The following is a 23,378-nucleotide window of genomic DNA, read 5'->3' as shown; positions in this document are numbered from 1 at the left end:
TTCTTGTCACCTCGCCTCCATCCCCGTTCATCAAACTGTCATTAAAAACTGCTAATAACTTGCCCTGATAATTCATTGGCTTATACCCGTCATACTTCGACTCGAATTATTTTGGGGATATTAGGGAAGATTAAACATGTTAAAAGGCGCAACACTTTCAGCAATCGCTATTGCAGTGATTTTTTCTGTCAACACGGCCTATTCAGTGGATGGCCGTACCATCAAGGCGACAGAGCTGATCTCTGGGTTCAGCCAACTGAACAACAGCGCAAAAGGGCAAACTGCCCTGAGTGAAAACCTCAATACCTCAATCGCCATCAACAATAACGCTTCCTCTGCCCAACGGGCCAGGGCCATTGCGGACAATACGATAGCGGCCCTGATCGGCTCCATGGATAACGGCCTGCTGGTGGCAAATGCGCTGGGGCCGAAGATGTATGAAATTTTTGCGGCTCATAACAACATCAACGCCGCGACCTACAAGGCTAGTACCTTCTCTCCCAGTTTCGCCGCCCTGTTTTCACAGGTGAATGCACTGATCCAGATAGATTCAAGCTTTGCCAAAAACTATTTCGCTAATGGCAGTATCAACGGCAACCCGGCGCTGCAGGCCACCGGCATCAACCTGCCAGCAGGTGGGGTGTATAACGTTTACGATTTGGCTTACCAGCCTACAGAGGAAAACCGTAACACCGTAGGCGACTCGCGGCCAGTGCAGGTTGCACCGGACAGGATCGAGAGCTTCAGCGCGCTTGATTTCTTTGGAGTACCAACCGACAGCGCAGTATCAATCCTGCCAACCCTTAAAGGAAATGCATCTTTCCCCAGCGGACATACGGCTTTTGGCTTCGCCAGCACCTATCTGTTTGCAGAAATGGTGCCGGAACGTTTTCAGGAGTTTCTCCTGCGCGGTGCTGAATACGGTAACAGCCGTGTCACGCTAGGCGCTCACTATGCGCTAGACGTTATCGGTGCACGTATCATGACCACCTATGCCATGGCGCAGATCCTCAATAATAACCCGGACTATGTAGGGCAGAATATTGCGAGCCTATTCGGAACCCCGATGACCACCACCACCGATTTCCAAGGGTTGATGGCCACGGCACAGACGGATCTGCGCACGCTGCTGGAGCAAGGGTGTGGCACCACGCTGGCGGCATGTTCAGCCGCCGACAACGCGGAGCGCTTACAGCAGGCGGCACGTAACAAGGCTGATTACACTTATAGCCTGACCTACGGCCTCGCCTCAATCGGCCCCACCGATCTCGCCCCGGTCGTGCCGGAAGGGGCCGAAGTTTTGCTCGCCAGCCGTTTCCCCTATCTGACCGCAGAACAGCGGCGTGAGGTGCTCGCCACCACGGAGATCGAATCAGGCCATGCACTGGATAATGGCTCTGGATGGGCGCGCCTCAATCTTTATGCCGCCGCCGACGGCTATGGTGCTTTTAATGGCAACATTACCGTCGCGATGGACGCCAGCCTGGGGGGCTTCAGCGCCTATGATGCCTGGAACAATGACATCGCGGGTAACGGTAACTTTGTGAAAAACGGGTCGGGTACTCTCGAACTCACTGGCAATAACCGTTTTTCCGGTACGACCGAGGTTGCCGGTGGTTCACTGCTGGTCAATGGCTATCACGGCAATTCTGCCGTCACGGTTGATCATGGCGCCTTGCTCGGTGGTTCTGGTACGGTTGGGACATTGACCGCGCAGTCTGGCGCGATTATCGCGCCGGGTAATTCAATAGGTACCTTGCAGGTGGCTAATGGTGTCACCTTTCAGCCGGGCTCGCACTATGCCGTCGAAGTCGCCACCAATGGAAGCAGCGATCTGATCCAGAGCGGTGGGGTTGCGATACTGCACGGTGGCGAAGTGAATGTTTCACTGGAAAACCAGGGCAATCTGCTCAGCAAGAGTGACGTGCGCAGCCTGCTGGGCCAGCAATATACCATCCTGAGCGCGCAGCAAGGCATCAGTGGGCAGTTTGATAGCGTACGGCCTGATTATCTGTTCCTGGGCAGCACCTTGAGCTATCAAACCAATCAGGTGCTGCTGAACGTAGGACGCAGCGCTACCGCCTTCGCCGATGTCGCACAAACGCAGAACGAACGCGCGGTTGCCCGCGCTGCTGAAACGTTGGGAGCAGGGAACCCGGTCTACGAAAGCATTCTGACCAGCAGCACACCTTGGGCAGCCCGGCAAGCGTTTCACCAACTGTCGGGGCAGATCCATGCCGATATCGCTTCGGCTCAGATAAATGAAAGCCGTTATCTGCGTGAAGCCCTCAATGGGCGGTTGCGCCAGGCTGAAGGGGTGGGCAGTTCACCGGAGATAAAAACGAGCGCAGGCGGTGTTTGGGCGCAATGGTTAGGAGCTTGGGATCACGCATCCGGCAATGCTAACGCCACTGGCTATCAGGCATCAACCTACGGCGTCTTGATGGGGCTTGACTCTGCCTATACCGGAGATGGGCAACTCGGTGTGGCGACAGGTTATACCCGTACTTCGCTTGATGGCACTTACGGTTCTAGCGCCGACAGCGACAATTACCATCTAGGCGTGTATGGCGATAAACAGTTTGGTGAACTGGCGCTACGTGCTGGCAGTACCTACACCTGGCACCGCATTGATACCGATCGCACCATCAATTATGTCGCTCAGTCTGACCGCACTTCTGCCAAGTATAGCGCCCGCACTCAGCAGTTGTTCGCTGAGGCGGGTTACGGCATCAAGACAGCAGCAGTTAACCTTGAGCCATTTGTTAATCTGGCCTACGTTAATTTCCAGAATAGCGGTATTGCTGAACATGGTGCTGCTACCGCGCTGCGGGGAGATAAGCAGCACACCGACACGACGGTTTCAACGTTGGGGTTACGTGCTGACACCCGGCTGCAAGCCGTCATATTGCGCGGTGAGCTGGGTTGGCAACATCAGTATGGCGAGTTGGATCGTGCTACCGGGTTGATGTTCAACGACAGCAGTTCATCGTTTGTGATCCGCAGTGTACCGGTATCCCGTGATGGCGCGGTGTTGAAGGCCAGTGCAGAGGTTGCCGTTGGCAAGGATGCTACGCTGTCGCTGGGATACGGTGGCTTGCTATCACAAAACCATCAGGATAACCGCGTCGAGGCTGGCTTTACCTGGCGCTTCTAATCAGATTAGCAACAGGACGTGTCCTCTCTCCGAAAAGGCTGTGTCTTGTGCACATTTTGAGGTTTGTTGTGGAATGTGTGTTTATTGCGGTCGCTACGCTTTTTGTGTTTACTCAGTAACGCGGTGAACGCGACCGAGTTGGGGGCTCAAAAGCCAGCCCCCAACACCCCGCCCCTGGTACCTGGCTCGCTTCGTTTTAAGCTGGGATGAGGTACGAACGCAGTAATCTGCCAGGCCCACCCTAGGGCATGCTCTGCCCCTACACCACTCACCGTCCGATTCCAACCGCTCAGCCCGCGTATTAAACCGCTAACTGAAATTCAGATGTTATGTACCGCTGCCTGCGGGGATGATAGCGCTGTTCCTCTACCTGCCCCTACCAGGGGGAAAACGCAACAACATCTAGGTCCGACAACAGGCGGCTGTCTGCCTGCAACAACAAATAACCGGATTCATCACTCATTTTTGCAGATAGAAATAAGGACACCTCAATGAAACGCGAGGGAATTTTAAAACATATCCCGTGGATGTTACTGGGAATACTGGGTGCTTCCTGCCTGGGCGTGGTAGCACTGCGCCGTGGCGAGAGCATCAGTGCGCTGTGGATCATCGTCGCTTCGGTGGCGGTTTATCTGGTGGCGTATCGTTATTACAGCCTTTACATCGCCACCAAGGTGATGCAGTTGGATGCCACCCGTGCCACTCCGGCAGTGGTGAATAATGATGGCCTGAACTATGTGCCAACCAACAAGAACGTGCTGTTCGGCCACCACTTTGCGGCGATCGCCGGTGCTGGCCCATTGGTTGGCCCGGTGTTGGCGGCACAGGTCGGCTATCTGCCCGGCACGCTATGGCTGCTGGGCGGCGTAGTGTTGGCGGGGGCGGTACAGGACTTTATGGTGCTGTTTATCTCCTCGCGCCGTAACGGTGCTTCTTTGGGCGAGATCATCAAAAAGGAAATGGGCCCGATCCCCGGCACCATTGCGCTGTTTGGCTGCTTCCTGATTATGATCATCATCCTGGCGGTCTTGGCGCTGATCGTGGTGAAAGCACTGGCCGAAAGCCCGTGGGGGGTGTTTACCGTCTGCTCCACCGTGCCGATCGCCCTGTTTATGGGGATCTACATGCGCTTCCTGCGCCCTGGCCGGGTAGGGGAAGTGTCGGTTATCGGTATCGTGCTGCTGGTGGCCTCGATCTGGTTTGGTGGCGTGATCGCCCATGACCCGTACTGGGGCCCGGCGTTGACCTTTAAAGACACCACCATTACCTTCACGTTGATTGGTTATGCCTTTATTTCTGCACTGCTGCCAGTGTGGCTGATCCTGGCACCGCGTGATTACCTGGCGACCTTCCTGAAAATCGGCGTGATCGTCGGGCTGGCGATCGGTATTGTGATCCTCAACCCAGACCTGAAAATGCCCGCTGTGACGCAGTTTGTGGATGGCACTGGCCCGGTTTGGAAAGGCACTCTGTTCCCGTTCCTGTTTATTACCATTGCCTGTGGTGCCGTTTCTGGCTTCCACGCGCTGATCGCTTCCGGCACCACCCCTAAACTGCTGGCCAACGAAACCGATGCGCGCTTTATCGGTTACGGCGCGATGCTGATGGAATCCTTCGTGGCGATTATGGCGCTGGTCGCGGCTTCGATCATCGAACCTGGCCTGTACTTTGCGATGAACACGCCACCGGCTGCACTCGGCATCACCATGCCAGATCTGCACCGCTTGGGGACCGAAGATGCGCCAATGATCATGGCCTCTTTGCGTGATGTCACCGCTCATGCGGCGGCCACCGTCAGTTCCTGGGGCTTTGTGATTAGCCCAGAGCAGATCCTGCAAACTGCACAAGACATCGGCGAACCTTCGGTGCTGAACCGTGCTGGTGGCGCACCGACCTTGGCAGTAGGGATTGCGCACGTATTCCACCAGATCATTCCTGGTGCCAATATGGGCTTCTGGTATCACTTCGGCATCCTGTTTGAAGCGCTGTTCATCCTTACCGCTCTGGATGCAGGCACCCGCTCTGGCCGTTTTATGCTGCAGGATTTGCTGGGTAACTTTGTGCCGTTCCTGAAGAAAACCGACTCGCTGGTGGCGGGTATGGTGGGGACTGCAGGTTGTGTTGGCCTGTGGGGGTACCTGTTGTATCAGGGCGTGGTTGATCCGCTCGGCGGCGTGAAGAGCCTGTGGCCGCTGTTTGGTATCTCCAACCAGATGCTGGCGGCGGTAGCGCTGGTGCTGGCGACCGTCGTGCTGATTAAGATGAAGCGCGCCAAGTATGTGTGGGTGACCGTCGTTCCGGCCATTTGGCTGCTGATCTGCACCACCTATGCGCTCGGTCTGAAGCTGTTCAGCGACAATCCGCAACTGGAAGGTTTCCTGTTCCTGGCTAACGAATACAAGCGCAAAATCGCTGAAGGTGGGGCAGAGCTGACCGCTCAGCAGGTTGCCAACATGAACCATATCGTGGTGAACAACTACACCAACGCCGGTTTGAGCATCCTGTTCCTGCTGGTGGTATACAGCATCATCTTCTTTGGCATCAAAACGGCCATGGCGGCGTACAAAAACCCGAAACGTACCGATCAGGAGACGCCATACGTGCCGGTTCCTGAGGGGGGCGTCAAAGTTTCGTCGCACCACTGATGGTGATTTGATGGATACCCTGCATAATGATGCAGGGTATTTTTTCTTTGGAGAGAGTCAATGTTCGGTAACCTCGGCCAGGCCGGTAAATATTTAGGGCAGGCAGCACGCATGCTGGTGGGCGTACCTGACTACGATACTTACGTCCAGCATATGAAAGACAATCATCCGGACAAACCGGTGATGACCTATAAAGAATTCTTCCGTGAACGCCAGGATGCCCGTTACGGTGGGGATGGCAAAGGCGGCATGCGCTGCTGTTAGTGTTGGTAGATTAAGGAAAAGAGATGAAACCCATTGCCGTCACCGTCCTGACCGGTTTTTTGGGCGCAGGTAAAACCACGCTGTTGCGCCATATCCTGAATGCAGATCACGGTTACAAAATCGCTGTCATTGAAAACGAATTCGGTGAGGTGCCGATCGACAACGCACTGATCGGCGATCGTGCCAGCCGCATCACCACCCTCAGCAACGGCTGCATCTGTTGCAGCAAGTCTAATGAACTGGCGGATGCGTTGTTGGATTTGTTGGATGCGCTTGATCAAGGCCAACTGGAGTTTGACCGGCTGATCATCGAATGCACCGGGATGGCCGATCCTGGCCCGATTACCCAGACTTTTTTCTCGCACGACGTGATCTGCGAGCGTTTTCTGCTGGATGGCATTATCACGCTGGTGGACGCAGTGCATGCCGAGCAACAGCTCAACCAATTCACCATTTCGCAAGCGCAGGTCGGTTACGCCGACCGTATTCTGCTGACCAAAACCGATCTGGCAACGGATAACGCAGCGCTGATCCAGCGTTTGCAACTGATGAACGCTCGTGCCCCGATCTATAACGTTATTCAGGGTGATATTGATCTGGCCGTTCTGTTCAATATTGAAGGATTTGTGCTTAACGATCGGCTGAACCTGACCGCACCCGCTCCGCTGTTTCGGCGGATTCCGCAGCCGCAGAATAATATCCGGTCGATTGTGGTTTACCACGACCAACCGTTGGAACTGATGCAGGTTTCTGCCGTGATGGAGGAACTGTTGCTGAAGTTTGCTGATAATCTTTTACGTTACAAAGGCATCTTATCGATTCAGGATGAACCGCGCCGCCTGCTGTTTCAGGGCGTGCAGCGTTTGTATAACGCGGATTGGGATCGCGAATGGTTGCCGGGTGAAGAGCGCCAAAGTACGCTGGTGTTTATTGGAATAGATTTGCCCGAAGAAGAAATTCGCGCAGCATTTGCAGCGCTATAAGATTCGAATTGCTGTTCAAAAACGCCCGTATTTTTGAACAGCCTTTGTCACGGCCTTTTGAATTATCCAACCCCTTGAAGCAACGAATACTCACACCGGATTAAACAACTCCCGACTATACTTCTCAATATCTTTACATCTTCCCCACCCTGACGTGGGAGGCGCACGGATGCTTCATGGTTTCGCCCAAACCTGCAGAGGGTGCCTTATGCCACATTTACCTAAAATAAATCACCTTAGAGCTTTTGAAGCGATTATTTTGCACGGCAGCATACGGGCCGCTGCAAAAGCATTAAACCAGACTCAGCCAGGCATAACGCGAACGCTTCAGGAGCTTGAAGCAACGCTCGGGGCCACATTAATGGTCAGAGGAACCCGTGGTATTGTGCTGACGGATGCCGGAAGGGTCTTTGAAGCTCGCATGAAGCTGGTGCTGTATGAATTGGAGCGTTCCGTTGACGAAATACAACAGATCAACCAATCGCAGCATGGAACCGTGTCATTTGGATGCTCGCATCTTAAAACGTTGAGGATCATTCCCAGCGTAATGCAGCGTATTAATACGGCTTACCCTAAAGCTTTAGTCTCTTTGTATGAAGGGCAACTGTCTGAACTACTGCCCTCGCTGCGAGTGGGCAGGCTGGATTTTTTTATCGGCATCATCTCTGAAGAGATCTCACTGGGGGAGTTCGTGGAAGAACCCTTGATGACCTGTCCATTTGGCGTGGTTGCCAGAAAAGGCCACCCTTTGGCCAATTGCACGTCGCTTGTCGAGTTGCGTAATGCCAAGTGGTATCTCCCGGTCGCGGATGCCGGGTACTACAGCCATCTTGAAGCACTGTTGTTTCCTGCAGGAAAAGGGCCCGAGACGGTGGTATTCAAGGGGGACTCCTTTGCCGTCGGTGAACGGTTGGTCATGGAGGCGGACTATCTGGTTATCGCACCACTGGCAATGCTCGATATCGACTTTATGAGCAAACTATTTTGCACTATTCCGGTAAAAGAAAAATTCCCGCATGGTAAATACAGCCTGATCTACCGCCAAGATGCCTCTTTGACACCGTTGGCCAAACATTTAATCAACGAAATTCGCTTCGAATGCAGCAAACAGGTGATTCAGAAAATAGACTGATGGACACACTGCGGCGCGGCCCACGGATGGGCAAAATGGTAAAGCCAGTGGGTATACTGTACGAATTATTTTAGGTATAGATAGACAATAAAAAACTAAATGCTGACATAAATACCTCCTTCCATTACTCTTATTGATGTAACGCGTAAAAATAGCGTTTTTAGGTAATATTCAGTGGTTTCTTAGCTTTCCTGGCAGGATTTAATTGATATTGCTTTTATCATTCTGTTTGGTAATGATTTTTTTTAATAAATGCTTTTTTTGCATCACACTAAACAAAATATCATCTTCCCGCTTCACGAGATAAATCCTATAGTGCATTCACCTTACTAGAGGGGGATTTCCTCCTCCAGCGGGTTATTTAGTATGTAAAAATCATAAACCTAATCATAAAGGGTAAGCTTTATTCCCTTCTAAAGGTAGACATATCATTGAATCAGGTTAGATATTTAACTAATAAATGCCGTTTTGTAAGTGGAAAGTATCTGCTTGCAACATAATGTGAATAAATATAAGGATAAATAAACGTGGAGCGTATGAAAATATTACTACAGTGCCACTGCGAATTTACACGAATTGGAGTAATGGGTTTGTTATATGACCATTATCCCGATACCAGAATAAACATCGTGACCAACGTCAGCAGCCTTGAACAGGCTGAAGATATGTTAATTATGAATGACAGTCTGGATGTTATTATCCTGACGTTAAATAGCGTTTACTATAACGCTGCCGAGATCCTGGATGTGCTGAGTCGCCACATTCCTGCACATCACCCTGACAGTAAAATTATCATTTTTACAGATAATAAATGTATCGAGGCACTGAAGCGCCATCTGAAGGGGTTGGAGAATACCTATACTATTCTTCAAGTCGATGTACCTCTAGATAAAATCCGCCGCGAACTGTCGCGAGTGCGCAGAGCTGAGGGCACGTTAAATGAACCGGTAGCCAGCCTAACCTGTGCCTTATCTACACGTGAATTAACTATTTTAAAAAAATTGCTGCATGGTAAAAGTATTTCTCTGGTTGCCAAAGAGCTTTCGCTTAATTACAAAACTATCAGCCACTACAAGCGCTCGGCGATGAGCAAATTGGGTATACGGACTCTTCATCCGCTATTTGTCCCATTTTGAAATAAATCATTAGCTAATCATATGATATAGACCTTTAACAAGAACAGCACATTCCATTACGTTTTTATGCAACTTGTTTTAATCACTATGGAGTGAAACGCTCCAGAAAGATGAGTAACAACCTTGTTAACTTATATCTACACATCAGGATTATAAAAATCATTATCAGATTTGCCATGTTGCATATGGAATATAAAAATGGATCGATTTTTCATGACACGCTTACCTAAAATTCACCAGATTAGCATTTTCATAAAGATAATCGAGTGTGGCAGTATTCGTGCGGCAGCCCTAGAACTCAAGCAAACGCAACCCGGTGTTACACGAGCGATCAAAGAACTCGAGAAAACATTAGGCAGCCCATTATTTATTCGCGGTAGTCGTGGTATTGTCCTCACGGAAATGGGGCGTATTTTCGAGGGCCGTGCTCAGCTCGTCATTAAAGAATTGGAGCGGGCTGTCAATGAGATCGAGATCATTAATGAGGCCTCTCAAGGTGCTGTAACGTTGGGATGCTCCTCTTTGTTGCCTCTCACGTTCTTGTCATCCTCTATACAGCGGTTTCAGCAACGCTACCCTAACGTGAGAATCCATATCACCGAAGGGCAGATGTCTGAACTGCTGCCAGCCTTGCGTGAAGGCGAGCTGGATTTTATTATCGATGCGATATCTACAGATTTTACGCTGAGTGATATCACCATAGAGCCATTTTTTAAGACATCGGCGCATATCTTTACAAACAAAAAACACCCACTGGCGAGATCCACTTCGCTGAAGGAATTGGAGTGTGCTAACTGGTGCCTGCCTTCGTCAAAAATTGGCTACTACGATAAGCTAAACTCGAAGCTTTTCTGTGATACACAAGAAAGAACGACTACCGTGGTGCGCTCCAATACCATGCTGATGGCATTACAACTGGTATTAAATGAAAATTATCTTACCGTAGGGGCGAAAGAAATACTTAAAGTTCCCTATTTTAATAAAGAGTTACACCCTATATCGATAAAAGAGCCATTGCCGGATATTGACTATAGCTTTATTTACTCTCAACGTTTCCCTTTGACACAGATCGCGAGGAAGTTCATCAATAAATTAAGATATGAATATGAAGATTATCAATAATAATATTAATCCATTAATATAAATGATTGTTGACACATTTTAGTCGCTCCTGCTTATGGAAGCTGCTACCTGGTGGATCAAGGACATGAAACTGGATCACTTTGAGAAGGCAGTGAAAATAAAAGCGCTGGGCGAATCAATCGAAGAGCCACAGATTTGAGCCAACGCCTGTGGCTGCGCTCAGCGGCCGCCTAAAAACAACCCGCATGATTTTGGCTATTACCCCAAAACGGCCCATCGGCCACCGAATCCCTGACCAGCAGATCTGAGGTGAAAATATTATCCTTGGATAAATATCCGCCATCGAGCATGGAAATCAGCCGATCGATCACTTCATTCATCATATCGCTGACGGGATCTTTAACGCTGGATAATGCCGGGAGCAGATAGGGGGCGGTGGGGATATTATCAAAACCGATCACAGAGACATTCTGGGGCACAGCGATGCCCGCCTGATTTAATTGCTTGATGGCCCCAATTGCCATCTCATCATTGCTGGCGAGCACGGCGCTGAAGGTTATTCCACCGTTCAGCAACCTTTCGATTGCGCTGGCACCGCTGTTCGGCGTCCATTTTCCGTTAATGATCAGGTCATCCCGTAGCGCAATACCTTGCTGCGTTAGCGCCTCTTTATAGCCGGAAAGCCGCTCAAGGGCGGTCGGTGAATCCAGCGAACCGGTTATAAAGGCAATATCGCGATGGCCCCGTGCGATCAGGTATTGAGTTGCCTTAAAGCTGGCCCCTTTGTGATCGCAGCAAATACAGTGGCTTTGGTGTTTTCTCAGCCTTCTGTTTACCACCATAATCGGCTGTTTATAGTGATCGATGATGCCGTCCATCACATCAATGCTTAAAAAACGCGGGTAGATAATAATGGCGTCGCAGCGTAAATCAAGCAGGAATTGAATCGCCGCCTGCTCCTCTGCTGCACTGTGTTTGCCATCCACCAGAATGAGCTGACGGCCATGTTCTTCCAGCTTTTGTGCTGCCTTGGAAAGCAGTTCGCTAAAATAACTGCCGTTGTAGAGCGTATTGGTTACCACCAGACCAATGCATTGCGATTTATTGGTGGCCAGATTTCTTGCCAGCAAATTCGGGCGATATCCCGCTTCTTCGATGGCTTTATATACCTGATCTTTCGTTGCTTCGCTGACGTATCCTTTACCGGAAAGAACACGTGATACGGTGGCTTTAGAGACGCCTGCTTTTTTTGCCACTTCCTGCATGGTAGACATAGGTATTTCCTGGCTTTTTAATCATGCCCGGTATTCTATACCCAAAAGAAAGCAGGTACAGCCAAAGGCGATACCTGCTTGATGATTAACCAGACGAGGGTGATGTTTTACAGCGCCATGTCGACCACGATGCGACCTTCGATTTGACCGGCGTGCATCCGGGCGAAAATATCGTTGATATTACTTAAAGGCTCAACGGTGATATTCGCCGCCACCTTATTGCGCCCGGCAAAATCGAGGGCTTCTTGCAGATCTTTACGGGTGCCGACAATCGAACCGCGCACGGTAATACCGTCCAGCACCATATTAAAGATCGACAGATCAAAAGTGCCCGGTGGTAACCCGTTCAGCACCATCGTCCCACCACGGCGCAGGGTCCCGATGGCCTGCTCGAAGGCTTTGGGCGAAACGGCGGTGACCAACACTCCGTGTGCGCCACCGAAGCTTTCGTGGAAGACCTTCGCCGGATCGACATGCTTGGCGTTCGCCACCACGCTGGCCCCCAAGCGCTTGGCAAACGCCAACTTGCTGTCGTCGATGTCCACCGCTGCCACGTTCAGCCCCATGGCAACCGCATACTGAATCGCCATATGGCCGAGCCCACCAATACCGGAAACCACCACCCAGTCGCCGGGTTTGGTATCGGTCATTTTCAGGCCTTTATAGACCGTGACGCCAGCGCAGAGAATTGGCGCGATCTCGTGATACTCAACGTTATCCGGCAAAATGCCGACATAGTTCGCGTCTGCCAGGCAATATTCAGCGAAGCTGCCGTTGACGGAATAACCGGCGTTCTGCTGCGAGTGGCACAGGGTTTCCCAACTGTCCAGGCAGTGTTCGCAGTGGCCACAGGCGGAGTACAGCCAAGGGACACCCACCCGATCCCCTTCCTTGATGTGTTTTACACCTTCGCCCACCGCCACCACATATCCCACCCCTTCATGGCCAGGAATGAACGGTGGCTGCGGCTTGACCGGCCAGTCGCCCTCGGCGGCGTGCAAGTCGGTATGGCAGACGCCAGTGGCGACAATCTTCACTAACAACTGACCTGGCCCGGCTTTTGGGATCGGCACCTGTTCAATCACCAAGGGCTCTCCGAAGGCTTTCACTACTGCGGCTTTCATCGTATTCATCTTTCAATCCTTAAAAGTATACCCGTCATACTTCGGGTGTAGGCGCGTTGGTGTGGTGACGTGGCCCATCCGTGGGCCTTTCCCTTTAAGTGTCAGCACAAATGTTTCAAAATATACCCGTCATACTTCAAGTTGCTTGGGTGTTGGCTGCCTTCACTCACCCCAGTCACTTACTTGAGTAAGCTCCTGGGACCTCGTTCAGTTGCCGCCTACAAGCAACTCGAATTATTTTGGGTATAGGCCTAAAGGTGCTGTGCCATAGCTAACCAGCAGGTTTTTAGTTTGTTGGTATTGGTTTAACGCCATTTTGTGTGTTTCGCGCCCGACGCCGGATTGCTTATAGCCGCCAAACGCAGCATGAGCAGGGTAGACGTGATAACAGTTAGTCCAGACGCGGCCAGCCTTAATGTTGCGCCCCATGCGGTAAGCCAGATTGGTATCGCGTGTCCAGACGCCCGCGCCCAGACCGAATTGGGTTTCATTCGCGATGGCCAAGGCTTCGGCTTCATCTTTGAACGTCGTGACGCCAATGACCGGGCCAAAAATCTCTTCTTGGAAACAGCGCATCTGGTTTTCGCCTTTGATCAGCGTGGGCTGAATATAGAACCCCTTATCCAAGGCAGGAGTGATGCTTGCTCTTTCGCCGCCGATCAGGATTTGCCCCCCTTCATTGCGGGCGATGTCGATGTAGGAGAGGATTTTGTCAAACTGCTGCTGAGAAGCCTGCGCACCAATCATGGTGTCGGTATCCAGCGGATCGCCACGGCGGATGTTTTTGACTTTCGCCATCACGCGTTCCATGAACGGCGCATAGATAGACTCATGAATCAGCGCACGTGAAGGGCAGGTACAAACTTCACCCTGGTTAAAGAAGCCAAGCACCAACCCTTCCACCGCTTTGTCGATAAACTCCGGTTCGGCGTCCATCACGTCGGCAAAATAGATGTTCGGTGATTTGCCCCCCAATTCGACCGTACAGGGGATAATATTCTCCGCCGCACAGGCCATGATGTGGCGGCCAACCGGTGTTGAGCCGGTGAAGGCGATCTTGGCGATCCGCTTGCTGGTCGCCAGTGCTTCACCCGCTTCGCGGCCATAACCCTGCACCACATTGAGAACGCCAGCAGGGAACAGATCGCCGATCAGCTCCACTAGCAGTGTGATGGCCAGCGGCGTTTGCTCAGCCGGTTTCAACACCACGCAGTTGCCCGCTGCAAGGGCCGGTGCCAACTTCCAGGCTGCCATTAACAGGGGGAAGTTCCAGGGGATTATCTGGCCCACCACGCCCAACGGCTCATGAAAGTGATAGGCAACGGTGTGCTCATCAATTTCTGCCGTACTGCCTTCCTGCGCGCGCAGGCAACCGGCAAAGTAGCGAAAGTGATCGATCGCCAACGGCAGATCGGCGTTCAGGGTTTCACGAATCGGTTTCCCGTTATCCCAGGTTTCTGCAACCGCAAGATATTCCAGATTGGCTTCAATGCGATCGGCCACTTTCAGCAACAGCGTGGAGCGGTGCTGCACGCTGGTTTTGCCCCAGGCTTCTGCGGCTTGGTGGGCTGCGTCCAACGCGGCGTTAATATCCTGCGCATCGGAACGCGGGAACAACCCAATGTCGCTGCCGTTCACGGGCGATGTGTTCATAAAGTATTGGCCGCCGAGTGGTTCTACGAATTTGCCGCCAATGTAGTTGCCGTAAGCGGCTTTGAGAGAGACCAGTGCGTCCGGCGTGCCGGGATGTGCATAACGCATCGCAAACTCCTTGTGTAGGGTGTTGTTGTCAGAGTGTGGCAACCGCTACTGGGTGATTGCGGTTACGTCATGACTCTTGCAGCCGCCGTGCCATTCTTTTTATAAGGGTAATTTAATCTTTAATTTATAGTTAAATCAGCAGGTTATTTTTTCTTGGCTGATAAGGTCCGTGTCGCCCTAAAGAAGAATCTGCCATTTGTGTTGCAAATCGCAACACCGGAAAAACCAAATTGCTACAATGTTGCAACACTCTCGGGCGAAGATGAGGTTACTAATGCGCGGAAATGCGTCAGCCACCAATAACTCCATCACCGGCAACACGCTGTTACTCAGCGATTCCTGGTTGCGCAGCGAGCGGTACGGTTTAAACCGCATGGCTGATGACTTTCCGCGTATCCATCAATCGGAGCTGGCCGAGGTGCTGGCAAATAACGCCAAGTTGCAGCAGTTTGCCCACCCAACGGTTAAAGCTCTGGCGGAAAAAGTGGCCGATAAACAATCCGTTGTGGTGCTCTCCGACGCCAGCGGCCTGATACTGAATACCTTTGGTGACATGCGGGCGCTGCAAAAAGCCCAACGCTTTGCCTTGGCACCCGGCAATTTATGGAGCGAATGTGGCCGTGGCACTAACGCCATCGGTACGGCGTTGGCCATTGATGACGGTTGCGAAATTCTGGCGCATCAGCACTATCTCACCAGCAATCAGGGGTTGTACTGCGCGGCCATGACGTTGCAGTCACCCAGCGGGCAGATTGCCGGTGTGCTGGATATTTCTGGGCCGGCACATTATGCCCATCCGCATACGCTGGCCTGGGTGAAACAAGCCGCGCAGCAGATTGAATATCTATGGGTAAAACAGAGCCTGCACCCGGAACAGTGGTTAATGAGCCTGCATGCGCAGGTGCAGGGGATTGATAGCGTGACGGAGATGCTGCTGGTGTTCTCTGACAACGTGCTGATGGCGGCGAACCGCTTGGCAATGCGCGAATTGCAACTGAGCGCCGATCGTTTGGGCTCGCTCACCTTCCAGCAACTTTTCCCCGACGGCGAGCAGCAAGCGAACAACGTGCCGCAGTCGATCCTCACTTATCAACAACAGCGCTATTTCTTCCACCTGCGCGCACCTGCCCGCAGGCAGATTGCCGTTACGCCAACCGTTGCGCCCGATCTTTCACTGTTTCTGCATCGCGACACGCCTAAACTGGTGCGGTTGTTGAACGCGGGGATATCGCTGTGTATTCACGGCGAAACGGGCAGCGGCAAGGAGTACGTCAGCCGGGCGCTGCATCAGCAAAGCCAGTGGCGAGACGGGAAGTTTGTCGCCATTAACTGTGCTGCTATTCCAGAACCGCTGATTGAGTCGGAGCTGTTTGGCTATCAGCCGGGGGCATTTACCGGTGCCAACAAGAACGGTTATATCGGCAAGATCCGCGAAGCCGATGGCGGAGTGCTGTTTCTGGACGAAATTGGCGATATGCCATTAGCACTGCAAACCCGGCTGCTGCGGGTGCTACAAGAGAAAGAGGTCGCGCCGCTGGGGTCCAGTTGCACTTGGCCGGTCAATTTTGCGGTGATCAGCGCCACGCACCGGGATCTCAATCAACGGGTAGCCGAAGGTGAATTCCGTGAGGACTTGCTCTACCGGCTGCAAGAGTTTGCCCTGACGCTGCCGCCGCTGCGCGAATGGCCGGACTTGTCTGCTTTTATTGGGCAACTGTGGCGGGAACTGGGCGGGATCGATCGCGGTATCCAGCTCGCACCGGCTTTGTTAGAGGTGCTGAGTCATTACTGCTGGCCGGGTAATGTGCGGGAACTGCGAAGCTTGCTCAAGGTGTTGTTTGCCCTGGCAGATGACGGCGAGATATTGGCCTGCGAAGCGTTGCCGGAAAAATACCGCCCCAAACAGGTTACGCCTCCGCTGGCTCTGCACCTGCATGACGAGCGGGTCATTGCAGCAACGCTGGAACGCTATAACGGCAACGTCAGTAAAGCGGCTCAGGCGTTAGGCATTGCTCGCAGCACGCTTTATCGCCGTGCCGCGCGAGAAAAACGCTAGGCTGACTTCCCCTTCTGCCATCCCTCTACCCCTACGGCTTTCGCTGTACGCTTGCCCTCAGCCCTATAAACCGATCCTCTTCACAAAATAGACAATAAATAAATTTATAAATTGATATTCAACTTCAATATAAACACTCTTGTGTGGAACCGGTTACCTATCTATGAGAGTTATCCTCATGTCAAAGAATTATGCGGCAGTATCAGGATCGATAGTGGATGCAGTTGGGGGCGTGAGTAACATCGCGGCGGTGACACATTGCATGACGCGCCTGCGTTTTGTGCTCAACGACGATAGCGTGGTTGATACGGTGAAGCTCAAGGCCATCAGCGGTGTGTTGGGCGTGGTCAGGAGTGAAAACCAGTGCCAGGTGATCATTGGCAATACGGTTTCACAAGCCTATGCCGAAGTGCTGAAGCTGTTGCCGGAAGGGGCGGTGGCCCAGCGTCCTGCGCCAGAAAACAGCAAAATCACTCTTAAACGCATTGGGGCAGGGATCCTGGATGCGCTGATCGGCACCATGTCGCCGCTGATCCCGGCGATTATCGGTGGCTCGATGGTGAAACTGCTCGCGATGATCCTGAATATGACCGGCGTATTTGCTAAAGACTCCTCAACGCTGATTATTCTCAACGTGATCGGTGACGGGGCCTTCTTCTTCCTGCCGGTGATGGTGGCTGCTTCTGCCGCCATCAAATTCAAAACCAATATGTCGCTGGCGATCGCCATTGCCGGGGTACTGGTGCATCCCACTTTTATTGATCTGATGGCCAAAGCGGCGCAGGGCCAGCAGGTTGAGTTTATCGGCCTGCCGGTGACGGCGGTGAAATATACCTACACGGTAATCCCCGCGCTGTTTATGACCTGGCTGCTCTCTTACATTGAAAAATGGATCGATCGTATCACACCAGCCGTGACCAAAAACTTCCTCAAACCGATGCTGATTGTGCTGGTGTCGGCACCGATCGCCATCCTGCTGGTGGGGCCGTTGGGTATCTGGATTGGTAGCGGGATTTCGGCACTGGTTTACACCATTCATAGCTATCTGGGTTGGTTATCCGTCGCCATTATGGGCGGGCTGTGGCCGCTGTTGGTGATGACCGGGATGCACCGGGTGTTTACCCCAACCATCATTCAGACCATTGCAGAAACCGGTAAAGAGGGCATGGTGATGCCGTCAGAAATTGGTGCCAACCTGTCGTTGGGCGGTTCATCGCTGGCGGTGGCCTGGCGCACCAAAAACCCGGAACTGCGCCAAACGGCGCTGGCCGCAGCGGCATCGGCGATTGTCGCCGGTATTTCAGAACCCGCACTTTACGGTGTGGCAATCCGCCTGAAACGCCCGCTGATCGCGGCGTTGATCAGCGGGTTTGTCTGCGGCGGTGTTGCTGGCGTCGCCGGGTTGGCAAGTCACTCGATGGCGTCACCGGGCCTGTTTACCAGCGTGCAGTTTTTTGATCCGACCAACCCGATGACCATCGTCTGGGTGTTTGGCGTGATGATCCTGGCGGTGGTGCTTTCCTTCGTGCTTACTCTGCTGATGGGGTTTGAAGATATTCCGGTCGCGGAAGAGGCGGCAAGCGAAAAAGCCAAGGTTGCGCCTGCGCTGCCTGTCACTCATTAATTAACAAGAGGTATCTTATGTCGGCATCTGTTTTCCCCGCAGATTTTTTATGGGGTGGTGCTCTTGCTGCCAACCAGGCCGAAGGCGCTTATCTTGCAGGCGGCAAAGGGCTGACCACGGTGGATATGATCCCTCACGGTAAAGATCGGCTGGCAGTCAAACTGGGCCAGCAAAAACGCTTTGCCCTGCGTGAAGACGAGTTCTACCCGAGCCATCAGGGCATCGATTTTTATCATCGTTATAAAGACGATATCGCCTTAATGGCGGAGATGGGCTTCAGCGTGTTTCGCACCTCGATCGCCTGGAGCCGTATTTTCCCCAACGGTGATGAAACCGTGCCGAATGACGAGGGCATCGCTTTTTACCGCGACATGTTTACCGAATGCAAAAAGCACGGCATTGAACCATTGGTGACGCTGTGCCATTTCGATGTGCCGATGCATTTGGTGCGTGAATACGGTTCGTGGCGCAACCGGCAAATGGTGGTTTTTTTTACCCATTACGCCCGCACCTGCTTTGCAGCGTTCGACGGGCTGGTGAAATACTGGCTGACGTTTAATGAAATCAACATCCTGTTGCACAGCCCGTTCTCTGGCGCGGGTTTGGTGTTTGAACCGGGCGATAATCAGGAGCAGGTGAAATATCAGGCTGCTCATCATGAACTGTTGGCGAGCGCACTGGCAACCAAGATTGCCCATGAGGTTAACCCGCACAATCAGGTTGGCTGCATGCTGGCCGGGGGCAATTTCTACCCGTGGTCGTGCAAGCCTGAAGACGTGTGGGCGGCGCTGGAAAAAGACCGCGAAAACCTGTTCTTTATCGACGTTCAGGCGCGCGGGGCTTACCCCTCATATGCCCAACGCCTGTTCAGGGAAAAGGGCATCACGGTGGCAATGGAACCGGGCGATGCGGAGATCCTGAAAAACAGCGTCGATTTTGTTTCGTTCAGCTACTACGCCTCACGCTGTGCATCGGCAGAGATGAATGAGCACAACAGCAGCGCTGCCAACGTGGTCAAATCACTGAAAAACCCGCATATCCAGGCCAGCGATTGGGGGTGGGGGATCGATCCTCTGGGCCTGCGCATCACCATGAACATGATGTATGACCGTTACCAGAAACCGCTGTTCCTGGTGGAAAACGGCCTGGGGGCGAAAGACGAAATCAATCCGCAAGGTGAAATCGACGACGACTACCGCATCAGCTATTTGCGCGAGCATATTAAAGCGATGGCGGAGGCGATCGAAGACGGTATTCCGGTGATAGGTTATACCTCTTGGGGCTGTATTGATCTGGTCTCTGCCTCTACCGGGGAAATGAGCAAACGCTATGGTTTTGTCTATGTCGATCGCGACGACCAAGGCAATGGCTCGTTAGCCCGAACCCGGAAAAAATCGTTTTATTGGTATAAGAAGGTGATTGCCAGTAATGGTTCGGACCTGAGTTAATTAATGTAGCCCCCGCAGGGAGAGCCTCTAACCCCATTGGCTGTCTTTTATTCACATCTTGAGGTTTGTTGTGGGATGTGTGTTTATTTCGGTCGCCATACCTTTTGTGTTTATTCAGTAACGCGGGTGAATACGACCGAGTTGGGGGCTCAAGAGCCAGCCCCCAACACCCCGGCCCTTGCCATATCAGGCGGTGGGCTTCGCCCACTACCCTCACTCCGCCACCGCGCATTAAGGCCGGCTACGACAGTCGTCCCTGACTGTCTCGCCTGAACGCGCCGTCCGTGGCGCGTTCGCCTATGCGCGGTGTCTCCGTTCGGCGCCTTCAATGGCCTCAACCCCCGTGCTCATCTCACCGACAATAATGTCTAATCTATTGTTATCAATACCCCTGTAAAGGTTGCCCGGTGGTTACAGATTCGGGGGACGTTCACCGTGATTTCATGGGATGCATTCTGTTTACTGCAATTACCATTACACCTGGCTGGACAGCCCAAGTGATAGGGAACTGGTTAGTCTTAATTGACAAGCATTACGTGTAGCGACCTGACATCGGAAGCCGCCCGACCTGCAATCAATGGCGGTTTTCAACCTACATTATTTGCCAACAAAAACTCCCCGTCACTGACCACTTCGCTAATTCTTTCCAATCGTTGTATCAGCTACACACAAAAAATGACCATTGACACCTCCCGTTCACAAGAATAAAGCACTGTTTATATATACAGTATTTTTTCTGTATATTTTACTGGTTCGCAGTAGTCGCGTGAACTTTACCCCTGATAACAGGGAGGTCGCATGATGCTGCTCACCGTCATAAAACAGGCTGTACAAAAAGGAAAATAACAATGGCTGTAGAAATGAAAAACGCTCAGGTACTGAACGGTGTGAATGACGATATTACTGAACTGAAATCTTTGTCTACGCTGCGTAAGCGTGTTATCAGCGATGGGGAAATAGTATCCAAAACACCAAACGGTTTTCGTCTGGCATACGGAAATACCGGCGTGATCCTGCGTAACGATGGGCAGGATTTTTATGCCCTGACCACGCCAAGTGGCCAAGCACAGGACGGGCAGTGGAACACCCTGCGTCCTTTCTCCTTCAATCTTGCCACCGGCAAAGTGTCTCTTCGTAACGGTGTTGAGGTATCTGGTGGTGCTGTGGTGTCAAGTAACGCTGGCATTGCTGCGGTGACAGCCGGTCCTGCCGCTCTAATCAATGGGCAAATCTATGAGGCACCCGGCATACATACCGATTTCACCAGCGGCAACGTGACAACTTCAATGTTGATGACTTCACGTACCGTTCCTGGAAAAGATGACTTTGGCATACTTTCCTATCTCGATCGGCTAGGAAACAGGAACGAAATTCATGTTAGAGCAAACAGTGAAGTGTCGGCTGGCCAGTTCGTCAAGCGTAATGCCAACGGATGGATTTTGGCTACCGGAACCCTATCTGTTAATAACAATGCGGATCGCTATACGCAGGGGGTTCGTATTCAAGGGGAAAATGGCCTGAATTCAGAACTCTACCATTATGAACGCATTGGTAAACATAACCTGATGGGGATCCATGTTGCCAATAATAATGGTCAGCATGCCTGGTATGAGTTCCTGCACACAGGTTATGCCTTCGCCAACGGCGGCTGGAATAGTAGCTCTGATGCCCGTATGAAAACGGAAATCGTGAAAATTGATGAAGCCCTGGAGAAGCTGCAAAAAATCAGTGGGTATACCTATCTGAAGCAGGGGGTTCCAGAGGCTGGGGTAATTGCTCAGGAAGTGGAGAACGTATTACCACAGTCAGTGACTACAACAGAATTGAGGCTTAATGACGGTAACACACTGAAAGACGCCCGCGGGATCAATATTAATGGTGTTGTGGCACTTCTGATTGAAGCATTAAAAGAAGAAGGTGAGGCGAGACGTCAGTTGGAGTCCCGATTGGCAATGCTGGAAGAATTAATCATCAGCAACCAGAGCTGATAATTCAGAGGATTCTTTGTATTGAAACAGTACGTTTACTACCCAACTAACAGAAAAGCAAGGAGATAAATATGGGTGGATTTGATTATGGTGGAGGACCAGGGGACGGCACATCCTGGAGTAAAGAAAGGGGGGAGACTCCAGCACCAGGTGGTGGAATGCCGAGTAGTGGTGGTGGCAGTAGTCAAGGCAGTGGCTCCAACTCGACTGCTCCGACGATGGTTTCCAGTGGGGTTCCAGGTACCTTTTCACTTACCGAAGGTTTTCTCGCTTTTGGCATAGGTGCAGCAGCACTGAGTGAACTGGCGTCGACACCATTGGCTGCGGTAGCCAGCAGCATATTGAGCAGGGCATTTGCCCCGCTTGCGGCGGTTTGGCCTTCATCCATTGCTCCTGATGATATGAGTGTCATTGGCGCTGGTGTAAAGCAGCAACAAATTGCTCAGGTGATCTCCGCCAAGGATATCGTTACTGTTGACCTAAATACCCTGTTCTCTCAGCCAGAGGCTTCGGTCAAGGGACATGTGAGTGATGTCATCGATAATGGCAAGCAGGTATTGGCAGTTGTGAGGGATAAAGGTACCCCGACCAAGGCTCCAGTGGTACAAGCCAAACCAACGGGTAAACCTCGCCAGTTTGATGTTTCCGTACCAGGGCTGAGTACACCGCTACGACTAGATGTCGCACAGCCGTCAGCCGTTCAGCCCAATCCAGAGCTAGACAGTAAGACTTTTGCTAAAGTTACCGATCAGTCTGCCAAGCCTTTGTCTGACAGAATGCAAGGGGGCAATACTCGTGATGCGATCGTGACCTTTCCAAAAGAGCTGAACATGGATCCAGTCTATATTTCTGTGACCCGTCTTTTGAGTGAGGTTGAATTGCGCCAACGGGAAGAAAGCCTGGCTCAGGAGGAGCTTAACCAACGTCGGGCCATACGAGAGCAGGCTGAACAAATCGTAACCTGGAATTGGGCAGGTGGGGTGGCGGAGGTCACTCAATATGAGCGCCGTAAGGTAGCATCAGAGGCCCGCCTTGCTGAGAGGCAGCAACTATTAGCTGTCACGCAGGCCAGAGTGGAGCGTCTAGATGCACAAGCTCGCTCGGCTCGAGCTGTGGCTGGCCTTCTGGGGAGTCATCACAACCAGGAGCGCATGGATGCTAATGCTCGCGCCGCTGCTTTTGAGAAAGCTGCTTCTGAAGGGCGTATGCAGATTGACGGATTGTGGCGGGAGATTAGTACGCTGAGCGAGCAACTCAAAAGTGCCACCGCGGAATTGGCACAAAAGATTGAGGCTACAGCAAAGGCCGAGGCGGAGGCTAAAGCGGCGGCAGAGGCCAGGGCAAAAGCAGAGGCTGAAGCTCGAGCGAAACTGGCGGCACTGATGGCCAAAGCGGGCGTAAACCCCACGCCAGTATATACGTCAGAAATGGTTAAGTTGGCTCAGGCTTCTTTAACCGCTGCGGGTGCACTGGTAATGAATCGTGCCCCGGGGATGACTCAGTTATCTACTTTCGCTGAAGGTATTCTAACGGCAGGTCGCACACTGTCGGGCTCTATATCTGGTGCTATATCGCGTGGAGCAGTAGCATTGGCTGAGGCTGCACCGACGGTAACAGCAGGGACTGCTGCGACCACTATCGGGGCTCTTGTGGTAGGATTCTGGCCAGGCGAAGCCGGGGAAAGCTGTAGTGGATCACAAAAT

General features: G+C 52.2%; 15 protein-coding genes and 1 pseudogene. 13 read left to right on the top strand and 3 right to left on the bottom strand.

Features of this window, described 5'->3' with window-relative positions; genetic code table 11:
- Nucleotides 1-136 precede the first annotated feature (136 nt).
- The 8 genes and pseudogenes from IV04_RS25505 to IV04_RS26895 form a co-directional block, all read left to right on the top strand.
- Nucleotides 137-3,157, top strand: coding sequence for an autotransporter outer membrane beta-barrel domain-containing protein (locus tag IV04_RS25505; RefSeq protein ID WP_051916928.1), 3,021 nt, complete (start codon nucleotides 137-139; stop codon nucleotides 3,155-3,157).
- Nucleotides 3,158-3,648: 491 nt separating this feature from the next.
- On the top strand, nucleotides 3,649-5,802 hold the full coding sequence (locus tag IV04_RS21260) for a carbon starvation CstA family protein (protein WP_037396487.1): 2,154 nt from the start codon (nucleotides 3,649-3,651) through the stop codon (nucleotides 5,800-5,802).
- A 60-nt stretch (nucleotides 5,803-5,862) separates the two neighbouring features.
- A complete protein-coding gene (locus IV04_RS21255; RefSeq protein WP_021179159.1) occupies nucleotides 5,863-6,066 on the top strand; it encodes a YbdD/YjiX family protein in 204 nt (67 codons plus the stop codon).
- 23 nt (nucleotides 6,067-6,089) lie between these two features.
- Nucleotides 6,090-7,049: a GTPase gene (gene yjiA / locus IV04_RS21250; RefSeq protein ID WP_037396489.1), complete on the top strand. Its 960-nt coding sequence runs from the start codon at nucleotides 6,090-6,092 to the stop codon at nucleotides 7,047-7,049.
- A gap of 169 nt (nucleotides 7,050-7,218) precedes the next feature.
- Nucleotides 7,219-8,181 (top strand): LysR substrate-binding domain-containing protein, encoded by a 963-nt coding sequence (locus IV04_RS21245; RefSeq protein WP_231566250.1) that lies wholly within the window; start codon nucleotides 7,219-7,221, stop codon nucleotides 8,179-8,181.
- A 536-nt stretch (nucleotides 8,182-8,717) separates the two neighbouring features.
- Nucleotides 8,718-9,317: a LuxR C-terminal-related transcriptional regulator gene (locus IV04_RS21240; protein ID WP_231566252.1), complete on the top strand. Its 600-nt coding sequence runs from the start codon at nucleotides 8,718-8,720 to the stop codon at nucleotides 9,315-9,317.
- 198 nt (nucleotides 9,318-9,515) lie between these two features.
- Entirely contained in the window at nucleotides 9,516-10,439 is a 924-nt protein-coding gene (locus IV04_RS21235) for a LysR substrate-binding domain-containing protein (protein ID WP_051916927.1), read from the top strand.
- Nucleotides 10,440-10,488: 49 nt separating this feature from the next.
- Nucleotides 10,489-10,599, top strand: a pseudogene (locus IV04_RS26895) (DUF6500 family protein); the annotation flags it as partial.
- A gap of 31 nt (nucleotides 10,600-10,630) precedes the next feature.
- On the opposite strand, the gene IV04_RS21230 reads toward IV04_RS26895, so the two are convergent.
- The 3 genes from IV04_RS21230 to IV04_RS21220 form a co-directional block, all read right to left on the bottom strand.
- Complete coding sequence (locus IV04_RS21230) at nucleotides 10,631-11,674, bottom strand: LacI family DNA-binding transcriptional regulator (RefSeq protein WP_037396495.1); 1,044 nt, start codon at nucleotides 11,672-11,674, stop codon at nucleotides 10,631-10,633.
- Between the two features lie 107 nt (nucleotides 11,675-11,781).
- Nucleotides 11,782-12,807: an alcohol dehydrogenase AdhP gene (gene adhP, locus IV04_RS21225; protein WP_037396498.1), complete on the bottom strand. Its 1,026-nt coding sequence runs from the start codon at nucleotides 12,805-12,807 to the stop codon at nucleotides 11,782-11,784.
- Nucleotides 12,808-13,032: 225 nt separating this feature from the next.
- Entirely contained in the window at nucleotides 13,033-14,559 is a 1,527-nt protein-coding gene (locus tag IV04_RS21220) for an aldehyde dehydrogenase family protein (RefSeq protein ID WP_037396501.1), read from the bottom strand.
- A 274-nt stretch (nucleotides 14,560-14,833) separates the two neighbouring features.
- On the opposite strand from IV04_RS21220, the gene IV04_RS21215 reads away from it, so the two are divergent.
- The 5 genes from IV04_RS21215 to IV04_RS21190 all read left to right on the top strand — a co-directional run.
- On the top strand, nucleotides 14,834-16,615 hold the full coding sequence (locus IV04_RS21215) for a sigma-54-dependent Fis family transcriptional regulator (protein ID WP_037396504.1): 1,782 nt from the start codon (nucleotides 14,834-14,836) through the stop codon (nucleotides 16,613-16,615).
- 178 nt (nucleotides 16,616-16,793) lie between these two features.
- A complete protein-coding gene (gene ascF / locus IV04_RS21210; RefSeq protein WP_037396507.1) occupies nucleotides 16,794-18,239 on the top strand; it encodes a PTS cellobiose/arbutin/salicin transporter subunit IIBC in 1,446 nt (481 codons plus the stop codon).
- A 17-nt stretch (nucleotides 18,240-18,256) separates the two neighbouring features.
- A complete protein-coding gene (locus IV04_RS21205) occupies nucleotides 18,257-19,687 on the top strand; it encodes a 6-phospho-beta-glucosidase (protein WP_037396510.1) in 1,431 nt (476 codons plus the stop codon).
- A 782-nt stretch (nucleotides 19,688-20,469) separates the two neighbouring features.
- Nucleotides 20,470-21,675 carry a tail fiber domain-containing protein gene (locus IV04_RS21200; protein WP_369794957.1) on the top strand — a complete coding sequence of 402 codons (1,206 nt, stop codon included), beginning with the start codon at nucleotides 20,470-20,472 and terminating at the stop codon, nucleotides 21,673-21,675.
- 71 nt (nucleotides 21,676-21,746) lie between these two features.
- Nucleotides 21,747-23,378 (top strand): colicin-like bacteriocin tRNase domain-containing protein (locus IV04_RS21190; RefSeq protein ID WP_152562931.1); only part of this gene is annotated, 1,632 nt, incomplete at its 3' end.

Source organism: Serratia sp. Ag1 (assembly GCF_000743355.1).
Lineage (GTDB): Bacteria > Pseudomonadota > Gammaproteobacteria > Enterobacterales > Enterobacteriaceae > Chania.
The sequence above is the reverse complement of the archived record's forward strand: the minus strand, read 5'-3'. Positions and strand labels throughout refer to the sequence as shown.